The following is a 12,564-nucleotide window of genomic DNA, read 5'->3' as shown; positions in this document are numbered from 1 at the left end:
CTTCAATCATTCATTATTGAAAATTTAAGGAGGAATGATGTATGTCAGTTATTTTTTCTGGTATTCAACCAAGTGGAACAATTACGCTTGGAAACTATTTAGGAGCAATGAAACAATTTACAGAACTTCAAAATGAACACGACTGCTATTTCTGTATTGTAAACCAACATGCGATTACAGTCCCTCAAGACCCTGTACAACTTCGCAAAAATATTCGCAGTCTTGCAGCATTATATATTGCATGCGGCATTGATCCGGAAAAAGCAACTTTATTTGTCCAATCCGAAGTTCCAGCGCACGCTCAATTAGGATGGATTATGCAATCCATCGCATCTGTTGGAGAATTAGAGCGCATGACGCAATATAAAGATAAAGCAGCTGGCCGCGAATCTGTTCCAACTGCACTACTTACGTATCCACCATTAATGGCAGCTGATATTTTACTTTACAACACTGAAATCGTACCAGTTGGTGACGATCAAAAACAACATATGGAACTAACACGTGATTTAGCAGAACGCTTTAATAAACGTTATCGCGAAGTCTTCACAATTCCTGAAATTCGCATGCCAAAAGTAGGTGCGCGCATTATGTCATTAACAGAACCTACGAAAAAAATGAGTAAATCGGATCCAAATCCAAAGGCAATGATCCGCATGCTGGATGAACCGAAAACAATTGAGAAGAAAATTAAAAGCGCCGTAACAGACTCTGACGGTATCGTAAAATTCGATAAAGAAAACAAACCAGGTATCTCAAACTTATTAACAATCTACTCTTCATTCTCTGGAAAAACAATTGAAGAACTAGAAGCACAATACGAAGGAAAAGGATACGGTGACTTCAAAGGCGACCTAGCACAAGTAGTCGCAGAAGCAATCCGACCAATCCAAGAAAAATATAACGAACTAATCAACTCTCCAGAACTAGACGAAATACTAGACAAAGGTGCCGAAAAAGCAAACCGCGTCGCATTCAAACAACTACGCAAAGTAGAAAACGCAATGGGACTAAGCAGAAAACGTAGGTAACATAAAAAGCGCAGGCGGCTCGCTTAGCCCTGACGGATAAGGTTCTTTCCCACAGAAGGTGCCTTTTACCTTCTCGTGGGGAAGGTTCTTAGACGCGAAGGGCTAGGAGCCGGAGCTAGATTCCACAAAAAGCGCAGGCGGCTCGCTCAGAATGTGAGGGGGATGGAGCTCCTGACGTAGAGGTGCTCTTTGCCTCGCAGGAAGGCGCGAAGCCACCGAACATTCTTGCCGCCGGAGCTGGATTCTACAAAAAGCGGAGGCGACTGCTCAGCTACTCTAAAATCAACTAAAAAAACCGCCCATTGTGGCGGTTTTTTTAGTTTACCTTCTGCTCGTTCTCCATTTCCCATAACTTTTCAAAGAATGGTTGTCCTTTTACAAGGCGTTCACATAGCTGTTCATGCTTTTCTGACCAGCCGTTTTTCGCTTCTTCATAAAGCCGTTTCCAAACATCTTCAAATTCCATATGTTGAACTGCTCCATAAGCAGATGGATCCCACTCTGTGTACCAATAGCGAATTTCAGCTGGATTTTTCGTTGTATGTAATTGATCTAACGCCATAAATAATAATTGCTTTAACTGTCTTTCTTTACGGGTTAATCCGTTCATAATATGAGGTGATGGTGATAAAATATGGTGTTCTTTTTCCGTTTCTTCCATTTGAAACTTGTACTTCTCTGCTTGTACATTCTCCACCATCTCATACACCATTTGCTCTTGACGAGGAATCAGTCTACTCTTTCGAATTGGTACATTGTACCCAATTGTATCTACAGCGATAATTCCTCTTCCATCTGTAACAACGAAGCAATACTCTTGTTGCAAACGTTCATGATTTTTACGAATATAAGCTTTATGATGTACGTCTTCCAATAATTGTTGTGGAAGTTCTAATAATTCGTTCTCGATGTAATGATATAATGTGGCATCTACTTTTAATAATGGCACTTGATCTAACAATTCAATCGTATCATCTTTCCGCCATTCGTAAAAATGACAAACGTTATACCCATTTTCTTCACCTTCAAACCAATTTACCCATACATCATGCAGATATAACATTTCTCTACCCCTCACTTCACTACTGTTTGTACCAATCATTATGTTCAGTTTCGTTAAAATTTATTCCATGTAAGGAAATATATTCTATTTATTATTTTGATGACGAAAAAGAACTCGGCAGCGCCAAGTTCTTAACGTAACGATTCAGCAAATGTAGTCGCTTTTTTTAATATATGCCTAGCATCGATAGACAGGAAAGAAAGCGTATTTTCTTTTGTTACTTCTAAACATTCTTTCACAATATGAAAACCTACCCCATATCCTAACATTTTCGGATACGGTCCGATTCCATTTAAAATAGCGTCATGCTCCCTTGTACCTCTCCTTATATCTCGTTTCTCTTTTATTACTTTCTTCCAATAATACAACGCTTCTTCTTTTGAAAAATATAACGTCCACGGGGCGCACGCCTGCTCTGTATGTCGTTCTATAACAGCTTGTTCTGCTAACCCTTCCATGATCATTGTATCTAATAACGTATACTCCTGTTCTCTTTTTGCGATTTGATGCAGTCGGCATATATGGTGATATTCATGAGTCAGCAACGCTTTTAATTCTTGAATCGAATTTCTCCCGCATACAAATAAAAAGATAACATGACGCATTGTTAAACCAGCTTTTCCATTGTATTCCTCTTGTACGGTGCGATTATATGGATCTGATAGTAAAAGAAAGACCGGAACATCCGGACCTCCTAACCATTTTTTTAACGCTTCATATTCTGCGGACAATTTTGTCCAAATTTGTTTTTCTTCTAATTGTCGAATTTCACTTTCACCTTTTCGCACAGGACGATACATACCTTTTGAAACGAGAAATCGATATAGCTGCTCTTTTGGCAATGGAATATATTTTGTAAACTTCTCACACAGCTTTTCTGGGCGTCCATAATATAATTTCATCCAATTAGCAGTTTGAATAATCCCCATCTTGCCTCCCTCCTTTTCTTATATATATGCAGAAAAGGAAAAGGACACATTAAGGATAAAAAAATAGAGGCTGTCCAAAAATGATTCTTTGGACAGCCTCTTTCATTCCTATTATTTATACGCTTTAAATACTAACGCAGCGTTATGTCCGCCGAATCCTAATGAGTTACTTAATACGGCGCGGACTTCTTGATGTCTTGCTTTATTTGGTACATAATCTAAATCACATTCTGGATCTGGTGTTTCATAGTTGATTGTTGGAGGAATGACTCCATCTGTAATGGACTTAATAGAGAAAATTGCCTCAACAGCACCAGCTGCTCCTAATAAGTGACCTGTCATTGATTTCGTGGAACTAATTGCTACTTTATATGCATGTTCACCAAATGCTTCTTTAATCGCCATTGTTTCATATTTTTCATTGGCATCTGTACTTGTACCATGCGCATTAATGTAGTCAATATCTTCTGGTGTAAGACCTGCATCAGCTAAAGCTTGACGCATTGCGCGCACGCCGCCTTCACCACCTGGCGCAGGTAGTGTAATATGGAATGCATCTCCTGTTGCACCATAACCAGCAACTTCTGCATAAATGTGAGCACCGCGTGCTAATGCATGTTCTAATTCTTCAAGAATAAGAATACCTGCACCTTCTCCCATGACAAAACCGCTGCGATTTTTATCAAACGGACGACATGCAATTGCTGGATCTTCATGAAATGTTAATGCTTTCGCTGAACTAAATCCTGCAAATGCCATATGGGTAAGAGGCGCTTCTGCTCCCCCTGCAATCATCGCATCAGCATCCCCGCGCTGAATAACTTTAAAAGCATCTCCAATTGAGTTTGCTCCTGATGCACAAGCTGTTACGGAACAAGTATTAATTCCTTTTGCGCCTGTCGCAATCGATACTTGACCAGCTGCCATATCAGGAATCATCATCGGTACGAAAAACGGACTTACGCGGCGTGCGCCTTTTTCCATGAAAATTTTGAATTGCTCTTCGTATGTTTCCATACCGCCAATTCCAGAACCAATCCACACACCAATGCGCGGTGCATTTTCTTCTGTAATTTCTAACTTTGCATCAGCAACTGCCATTTTTGCTGCCGCTACCGCATATTGTGTAAATCGATCCATGCGACGCGCTTCTTTTTTCTCAATATATTTTTCGACTTCAAAGTCGTTAATTTCTGCTGCTACTTTTGCTGGAAATTGATCTGAATCTAATCGTGTTAGTCGTCCGATTCCAGATACACCATTTTTAATGTTTTCCCAAGCTGTTTCAACATCTGTTCCGACTGGCGTTACAGCTCCTAGTCCAGTAATTACAACCCTCTTTTTTTCCATACAAAATACACTCCTTTTCTCTCTCAGTCCTCATTTACCCCAACGAAAAGCAACTGCCCCCCATGTTAATCCACCACCAAAGCCAACGAGTATAATAAGATCCCCATCTTGAATTCGTCCCTTTTCCAATTCTTCCACCATAGCAATTGGAATAGAAGAAGCAGATGTGTTTCCAAACTTTTCAATCGTCTTGCTCATTTTTTCTTGCGGCAAATCCAATCTCTCTCTTGCAGATTCCATAATGCGAATATTGGCTTGATGCGGAACTAAAAAGTCAACATCAGCTTTTGTGAGACCTGCTTTATCTAAAACATGGAGACAAGAATCACCAAGTTGGCGAACAGCGAATTTAAAGACCTCTCTGCCGTTCATCATAACATATTCGTCTTGATAAAGGTGCTTTCCACCTCTTCCATCCGCTCCTAATTCAAATGAAAGAATTCCTTTACCGTCTGAAACAGCTCCCATAACAACAGCCCCTGCTCCATCTCCAAATAAAACAGCTGTATTACGATCGTTCCAGTCGACAATCTTAGATAATTTATCGCTTCCTACCACTAATATATGTTTATACGTACCTGTTTGAATAAATTGCTGAGCTGTAATCATTCCGTACATAAAGCCAGCGCATGCTGCACTTAAATCCATTGCAGCTGCATGTGTTGCACCAATTTGCTCCTGAACCATACATGCTACAGCAGGAAAAGAATGATCTGGCGTTACAGTTGCAACTAAAATTAAATCTATATCCTCGCCAGTAATTCCCGCGTCTTCTATTGCTTTTTTAGAGGCTTCAACAGCCATATATGATGTATCTATTGTATCATCGGCAATTCGTCTCTCCGATATTCCCGTTCTTGTACGAATCCATTCATCGGATGTGTCCATTATTTTCTCTAAATCATGATTTGTGACTACTTTTTCTGGCACATATCTTCCGATCCCTAAAATGCCTACATTCACATTGCAGCCCTCCGTTTTATATCAAATATTATGACTTGGTACTAATTCTAAAACATAAATGTTTATTTGTCTAGAATATATTTCATCGGAACGTGAAACTTTACGCAAAGAAATTCTCTTCATTCCTTCCTTATATTTTCCCCATAAAAAAAGAAGCCAACAATTGTCGGCTTTCCTTACTAATAAACAAATTATTTTTCTGTCTTTCCTAGTTCATATGCTTCATTCATCACTTTCATTAACAATTCTAATACTGGCTGGGCTTTCTCCATATCAAGTGCAATTCCATGATCATCTAAAATTGCTTTTGCCTCTGGTAAGTGTTTCATTGCGATTTGTAAAAACTGCATATTTTTTTCGTTCATATCATTTCATCCTTTCTCATCTCGCTACTCTTATTTACGAATTGTAAATATATAGCGCCTCACTCTTCATATAACTGCTTATATTTTTTTACGTGCGCAAATTGTTTGTTTAAACCGAATTCTAACGGGGTATGTTTTTCCATACAAATGTTAGCAAATGTTTCTCGCTTTTCTTCTACACGCCCCTTCATTTTATCATTCGCATTTAAAAGATGCATTCCTTTTTCCCAAAGTTTTCTCTTCCCGCTAATTAAGTTATACACTCCTATATTCTCTATATCCGTTCCCTTTTCCAATAAATATTCACATACATCTTCTACATATAAAAGGTCACACTCATTTTCAATAGAAGTGAACTGACATTTCTGTTCATTTAATTCCGATAGCATCAGTTGATGATAGATCATAAATGTTGGTTGCCACGGCCCATACAATGTAGGGACGCGAAATATACTGTAGGAAAGATCCCCTTTTTTTACTTCTTCTTCAATCTTCATAAACATTTGCTTATTTTCCGACTCGTTACGGTTTCCGACTTCAATAGATGAAACGACATTTAACTTCACTTCATTTGCTTCACACATATGTGTTACACGTTTTAAATATTGTAAAATGACCCGTTCTTTTCGAAATCCCGCATTTTGGTTCGGTTCACATAAACAAAAATATGCCGCATCAAATGGATGGTTCTCTATTTCATTCCATTCCTGTTCATCTCTAATGTCGGAATAAGTAAATAAAGCATTCCGTCCAATTAACATTAACTTTTCTTCCTCTATTTTTGAGATATTCTCAAAATCTGCAAAGTCCATTCCGTACACTTCGATGTCTTCAGCGAGCATTTTATTTACAAGATGATATCCAACAAACGTAAGAGCACCTATAATGAGCACGCGATTCATGTCACCAATCCTTTCTTTCCCTTAAACAAATAGCTCCTTCTTTATGTATATTGGAGCTTCATAATTCTTCCTCGTATTTTTCGAAAAAACGACATACTTGATGAATCGTTTTATATTTCACATCTTGTAAGTGAAACGATAAAGATGTGTCACATTTCTGATCCAATCGCTGTTTCTCGTATTCCCGAAGCAGCCGTTTACGTTCCTTCTTTTCTTGTGTCGAGACAAACATTTTAACTGGCACGCAAGAAGGTAAATATCGGAATGATTTTTTATCAATTTTCGTCGCTAACTCTACTTCCTTCACCTCATATGCCTGCAATAACTCTTTCACTAATCTTTTATAGAAAAATTTATGTTCTTTCTCAAATTCCACATATGCTGGTAAATCTAAACATGGACTTAACATAGCAACAGAACGTATGCATTCCGGATTACGATGCATCATCTCAAGCGCCACAAGCGCTCCCATTCCATCTGCCAATATATGAATTCTTTCATTTAAAGTCTCTTTCTTCATCACAACATGATATAAACGCTTTGCTAAACGAACGGCCTGATCATTTCCCCAATGTCTCCCGTATAGATTGGATGAAAAAACAGTATATCCTTTCTTTATAAGTCCATTTAGAAAATACGCTCTCCCTGTGTGTTGCATCCATAAACTTGTACCATTCTCAATAAAGTAGTTGTAATCGCCAAGAAGCATAACACAAAATCCATTTGGTTTTTCTGGTAAGTAAATCACACATGGTTCTTCTTCCAAGTAGAAAAAACGTTCCGTAATACTCATTTGTCTCCCGCCTTATTTTCTAAACATAAAAAACTTCTCTTTATAATGTATGAATGGAATACGAATTTGCTTTGAAAATTCTACAAATATTTTTCTATATTCTTTTTTCAATTGTGTTACAATAAAGGCAGATTGAACGAATAGGGGTGTGAAAAGATGCGTGTAATTTGGGCCTTTATTTGGTCGTTCCTGCTTGTACATATGATGAGTTATGTAATTAGCTCTATGACTGGCGGTATATACGATTTTAAACAAGCGTCTATTTTCTCAGTTGTTCTTGCAATTCTTGTAATGGCAATTGCAGCTGCAATTCCAAACGAACCAGCAGAACAACATTAAAAAATGTCCGGACAAATGTCCGGACATTTTTTATTTCACATGCACAACGAATTCATTATTTTCTACATCTACCACTACATGGCTATTATCTGTTATTGTTCCTGCAATTAATTCTCTTGCAAGTTTTGTTTCAATTTGGCGCTGCACATATCTTTTTAACGGACGTGCGCCATACATAGGGTCAAACCCAGATTCTACAATAAATTCTTTTGCGGATTCTGTTAATGCAACTGTAATATGACGCTCCGCTAACCGTCCTTGTAATTCTTTTACAATCTTATCAACAATTCCTTTTATTTCACGAGTTGTGAGTGGTTTAAATAAAATAATTTCATCCACGCGGTTTAAAAACTCAGGACGGAAATGTCCTCTAAGGTCTCCCATTACAAGGTCTCTTGCTTCTTCTTTTATAGCGCCATTTTCTTGTAATCCTTCTAATAAATATGCTGACCCAATATTTGATGTCATAATGATTACTGTATTTTTAAAGTCGACTGTTCGTCCTTGTGAATCAGTAATGCGGCCATCATCTAACATTTGTAATAAAATGTTGAATACTTCCGGATGGGCTTTTTCAATTTCATCTAATAAAATAACGGAATATGGTTTGCGACGAACCGCTTCTGTTAATTGTCCACCTTCTTCATATCCTACATATCCTGGAGGCGCTCCAATTAAACGGGATACCGCATGTTTTTCCATATACTCAGACATATCAATTCGGATCATTTGTTCTTCGCTATCAAATAACGACTGCGCTAATGTTTTCGCAAGTTCTGTTTTTCCCACACCTGTTGGCCCTAAGAAAATGAAAGAACCAATCGGACGATTCGGGTCTTTAATTCCTGCTCTTGCACGGAGAACTGCATCTGCTACAAGACTCACTGCTTCTTCTTGACCAATAACGCGTTCTGATAAAATTTGCTCTAAACGGAGTAATTTTTCGCGCTCTCCTTCTACTAATTTCGCTACCGGAATCCCTGTCCAGCGCGAAACAATATTTGCGATTTCTTCTTCACTTACTTCTTCCCGAAGCAAACGGTTCTCGTTTTCATTATGCATTCCGGCTTTTTCTGCTTCTTTTAATTCTTTTTCTACCTCTGGAATTTTACCGTGACGAAGTTCAGCCGCTTTATTTAAATCATAGTTTCCTTCTGCTTCTTCCAGTTCACGGCGTAAACGCTCTAATTTCTCGCGCAAATTGCGTACTTTATGAATTTCTTCTTTTTCTTTTTCCCATTGCGCACGCATGCCGCTTGCCACTTCTTTTAAATCAGATAACTCGCGCTGCAATGTTTTCAATCTTTCTTGACTACCGCGGTCCGTTTCTTTCCCAAGCGCCGCTTCTTCAATTTCTAACTGCATAATGCGGCGCGTTACTTCATCTAATTCTGTTGGCATAGAATCAATTTCTGTACGAATGGTAGCACACGCCTCATCAACAAGGTCAATTGCTTTATCCGGTAAGAAACGATCCGAAATATAGCGATCAGATAATACGGAAGCCGCTACAATCGCGCGATCATGAATATTTACACCATGATAAATTTCAAAACGTTCTTTTAAGCCGCGTAAAATAGAAATCGTGTCTTCCACCGTTGGCTCTTCCGCTAATACTTGTTGAAAACGACGTTCTAGCGCCGGATCTTTTTCAATATATTTTCGGTACTCATCTAAAGTTGTCGCACCGATACAATGAAGCTCCCCACGTGCAAGCATCGGTTTCAACATATTCCCAGCATCCATTGCTCCTTCTGTTTTCCCAGCTCCTACAATTGTATGCAGTTCATCAATGAATAATAGAATACGTCCTTCACTCTTTTTAATTTCATTTAATACAGCTTGCAAACGCTCTTCAAACTCCCCGCGGAATTTTGCCCCAGCTACAAGTGCGCTCATATCTAATGCAAAGATGGTGCGATCTTTTAATCCTTCCGGTACATCTTTTTTTACAATTCGCTGCGCTAATCCTTCCACAATGGCTGTTTTCCCGACACCAGGTTCACCAATTAAGACAGGGTTATTTTTTGTTTTACGCGAAAGAATGCGAATGACACGGCGAATCTCACTATCGCGTCCAATTACAGGATCAATTTTTCCTTGTTTCACTTCTGCGACCAAATCACGGCCATATTTCTTTAACGCTTCATATGTTACTTCTGGATTTTGACTTGTCACTCTTTGATTCCCCCGAACTGCCATTAAAGACTGTAGTAATGTATCTTTTGTAATCCGAAAATGAGAAAATAGACGATTTACATCCCCTGTTTCTTCACAAAAAGCTAATAATACATGTTCTACTGAAATGTATTCATCTTGCAGTTTTTTCGCTTCCGCTTCTGCCTGAACGAGCAATTGTTGCAAAGCGCCTGTAATATACAGTTTGCCAGCTTCTACCCCACTTCCCGTTACAGATGGCTTTTTCTGAATGAGCGTTTCCACTTCTTTCGTTAATTGTTCTATATTTACATTCATTTTTTGAAAAATACGTACCGCTAATCCATCTTGCTGCTTTAGCAAGGCAAGCAATAGATGAACAGTATCTACTTCTTGATGATGATGAGATACCGCTAAAGATTGGGCACTCATAATCGCTTCTTGTGTTTTTGTCGTCATTTGATTGAAGTCCATCTTTACAGTCCCTCCTCTTTTTTGACCTTTTTTGATTTTTTGACTTTCTTTGACCTTTTGTAATTTATTATACTCTTATCTCCTTTTTTATACAATCAATTTGATTGCATATTTCAGAAGTTACATAAAAAACCGCAGCAATAAGCTGCGGGTCTCTTTACGGTTTTCTTTTATATGTCCACTGACGGTTATGGTTTGAATTTTCCGGAAATCTTTCACCAGCTGATAATTTTACCATTTGCGGATCTTTTACCATACTGCCAGTTTCACCAATCTCGACGTAGAGCCCATTGTTTGGAGCTTTTTGCCCAGCACGAAATCTATGACTTTGTCCCATCTTCATTCTCCTTCCATAACATCTTTACAACATTAGTATATCCATTTTCCAAAAAGCTTTTCTGTTATGTTTAGGAAACAAATCATATTTTTCGATCCTACACATATGTATTTCTTTAATGAAGCAGGAAAACAAAGCAAGTATGTTGAAAAAAAAGAAACTGACCTATACGAGATCAGTTTCAAAGGAGAGTCAAACATATACGAGAAGATTACGTTTTCATTATAGTCTGTATAATCCAGTTCATGTAACCCTTTTCACAAATTGTACAAAATGAAAGAAACATTATTTGAACTTTCTAAAAACATATTGACTTTTCTTGTTTTAAGCGCTAAATAGTGGACATTCTAGCACTTCGCGACGTAAGATGAATATATAGTGAAACTTTCATCTATGGAGGTCTCCCTTTTTCCAACCTCTTATTTCTGCATAAAATAAATGGAAATACAGATCGAAATAAAAAATTTTATAAGAGGTGAAAACATGAAAAAACAGCACTTAATTGCATTAGATTTAGATGGTACTTTATTAACAGATGATAAAGTGATTTCAGCGCGAACAAAACAGACAATCGAAAAAGCGAAAGAACAAGGACATATCATTGTCATTTCAACAGGTCGTCCATTTCGCGCCAGTCACACGTATTATCAAGAACTTAGTTTAAACACACCGATTGTAAATTTTAACGGTGCATATGTACATCACCCACTTGATGCAAATTGGGGGACACATCATTCACCTCTCGAACTTTCCACTGCACAAGAAATTGTACGAGCTTGCTTCGATTTTGGTGTAAAAAATATTTATGCTGAAGTGATGGATGATGTATATGTTCGCGAAATTGATGAGGATAAAAAGCATATTTTCGAATTTGGTTCTCCAAATATTTTCACAGGAGATTTATTAAATATTCTACAAGACCATCCAACATGCTTATTAATCGATACCCTTGATGAGCAAGCAAATAAAATTCGTCAGCACTTAACAGATATGCATGCTGAAGTCATTGATCACCGCAAATGGGGCGCTCCTTGGCCGATTATTGAAATCGTAAAAAGCGGTTTGAATAAAGCGATTGGATTGCAAAAGATTTCAAGCCATTATAACATTCCAAAAGAGCGCATTATCGCTTTTGGTGATGAAGATAACGACTTCGAAATGATTGAGTATGCAGGTCACGGCATCGCGATGGGAAATGCGATTCCTGAATTAAAGTCGCTTGCAAACTATACAACATTAACGAATGAGGAAGACGGCATTGCCCTTTATTTAGAAGAGGCTCTTGGATTGTAATCTAAAAATTCCCTACTTATAGTTTCCCTTAAATCGCTCATACTATAAGTAGACGCAACTCGCGTCAATTGTTTTCAGCTAACAAAAGGGGGAATTACGAATGGGTAAAAAGAACAAATCAAAACGTTTTATCCAGCAAGGACGAGATGCTGTTATGAAGCATGATGCAAGATTCCCGTACCGCGGTACATTAGCTGAGGCAGAAAAAGAACGAAACAACTCTTCTCTTGGAGGGGTTTAAATGGGGAACTTACTATTTCAACAAGCACGAGACGCTGTTTCGAAAGCCATTTATTGTTCAAGTGGTACTGAGCAGCAAGAACTCGTATACCGAGCAAAAAACGCTTTGCAGTCCGCTTATACTCATTCAAGTACAGCTGAAAAAATACAGCTTCGTGAAATGCAAGAGCAATTGCAAAGTATTACAAATGTACATTAAAAAAGAGGACCGAAATGGCATAGCCATCAAGTTAAGGTTACGTATGTATAATTTTCAACAAAAACAGCCATCCTTTCATGGAATATCCATGAAAGGATGGCTGTTTTTATGTCTTTAATGAATCTTACA

At 38.1% G+C, this 12,564-nt stretch carries 14 protein-coding genes; 5 read left to right on the top strand and 9 right to left on the bottom strand.

Translation table 11 applies throughout. The features are described 5' to 3' along the window. Positions 1-41 precede the first annotated feature (41 nt). Entirely contained in the window at positions 42-1,031 is a 990-nt protein-coding gene (trpS, locus tag MR063_RS16290; protein WP_242199582.1) for a tryptophan--tRNA ligase, read from the top strand. Between the two features lie 316 nt (positions 1,032-1,347). On the opposite strand, the gene MR063_RS16285 is transcribed toward trpS, so the two are convergent. From MR063_RS16285 to MR063_RS16255, 7 genes are all read right to left on the bottom strand, one after another. Further along, the gene (locus MR063_RS16285) at positions 1,348-2,094 is read right to left on the bottom strand and encodes a YjbA family protein (RefSeq protein ID WP_242199578.1); all 747 of its coding nucleotides are present in this window, start codon (positions 2,092-2,094) and stop codon (positions 1,348-1,350) included. Between the two features lie 131 nt (positions 2,095-2,225). Continuing rightward, complete coding sequence (locus MR063_RS16280) at positions 2,226-3,023, bottom strand: DUF2268 domain-containing putative Zn-dependent protease (protein WP_242199575.1); 798 nt, start codon at positions 3,021-3,023, stop codon at positions 2,226-2,228. Positions 3,024-3,134: 111 nt separating this feature from the next. Then, complete coding sequence (gene fabF, locus MR063_RS16275) at positions 3,135-4,373, bottom strand: beta-ketoacyl-ACP synthase II (RefSeq protein WP_242199572.1); 1,239 nt, start codon at positions 4,371-4,373, stop codon at positions 3,135-3,137. Between the two features lie 30 nt (positions 4,374-4,403). Next, entirely contained in the window at positions 4,404-5,336 is a 933-nt protein-coding gene (locus MR063_RS16270) for a beta-ketoacyl-ACP synthase III (RefSeq protein WP_242199569.1), read from the bottom strand. 191 nt (positions 5,337-5,527) lie between these two features. Further along, positions 5,528-5,701, bottom strand: coding sequence for a ComZ family protein (locus MR063_RS16265; protein WP_242142260.1), 174 nt, complete (start codon positions 5,699-5,701; stop codon positions 5,528-5,530). 59 nt (positions 5,702-5,760) lie between these two features. Next, complete coding sequence (locus MR063_RS16260) at positions 5,761-6,603, bottom strand: NAD-dependent epimerase/dehydratase family protein (protein ID WP_242199559.1); 843 nt, start codon at positions 6,601-6,603, stop codon at positions 5,761-5,763. Positions 6,604-6,661: 58 nt separating this feature from the next. Continuing rightward, positions 6,662-7,396, bottom strand: a complete 735-nt coding sequence (locus tag MR063_RS16255; protein WP_242199556.1) for an alpha/beta fold hydrolase — start codon at positions 7,394-7,396, stop codon at positions 6,662-6,664. Between the two features lie 156 nt (positions 7,397-7,552). On the opposite strand from MR063_RS16255, the gene MR063_RS16250 reads away from it, so the two are divergent. Further along, a complete protein-coding gene (locus tag MR063_RS16250; protein ID WP_011983975.1) occupies positions 7,553-7,735 on the top strand; it encodes a YjzD family protein in 183 nt (60 codons plus the stop codon). Positions 7,736-7,765: 30 nt separating this feature from the next. On the opposite strand, the gene clpB is transcribed toward MR063_RS16250, so the two are convergent. Next, positions 7,766-10,366 (bottom strand): ATP-dependent chaperone ClpB, encoded by a 2,601-nt coding sequence (gene clpB / locus MR063_RS16245; RefSeq protein ID WP_242199539.1) that lies wholly within the window; start codon positions 10,364-10,366, stop codon positions 7,766-7,768. A gap of 157 nt (positions 10,367-10,523) precedes the next feature. Next, positions 10,524-10,703: a YjzC family protein gene (locus MR063_RS16240; RefSeq protein ID WP_242142252.1), complete on the bottom strand. Its 180-nt coding sequence runs from the start codon at positions 10,701-10,703 to the stop codon at positions 10,524-10,526. Between the two features lie 483 nt (positions 10,704-11,186). Here MR063_RS16240 and MR063_RS16235 point away from each other — a divergent pair, with 483 nt between their 5' ends. The 3 genes from MR063_RS16235 to MR063_RS16225 all read left to right on the top strand — a co-directional run bounded on the left by MR063_RS16235 (position 11,187) and on the right by MR063_RS16225 (position 12,435). After that, on the top strand, positions 11,187-11,996 hold the full coding sequence (locus MR063_RS16235; protein WP_242199537.1) for a Cof-type HAD-IIB family hydrolase: 810 nt from the start codon (positions 11,187-11,189) through the stop codon (positions 11,994-11,996). 100 nt (positions 11,997-12,096) lie between these two features. Further along, positions 12,097-12,237, top strand: a complete 141-nt coding sequence (locus MR063_RS16230; RefSeq protein WP_242199536.1) for a competence protein — start codon at positions 12,097-12,099, stop codon at positions 12,235-12,237. After that, entirely contained in the window at positions 12,238-12,435 is a 198-nt protein-coding gene (locus MR063_RS16225; RefSeq protein ID WP_242199533.1) for a DUF3813 domain-containing protein, read from the top strand. The last annotated feature ends 129 nt before the right edge of the window (positions 12,436-12,564 follow it).

The sequence above is a fragment of the Bacillus cereus group sp. BfR-BA-01492 genome (genome assembly GCF_022662815.1).
Classification (GTDB): domain Bacteria; phylum Bacillota; class Bacilli; order Bacillales; family Bacillaceae_G; genus Bacillus_A; species Bacillus_A cereus_BD.
This window is presented reverse-complemented; position numbering and strand designations above follow the sequence as displayed.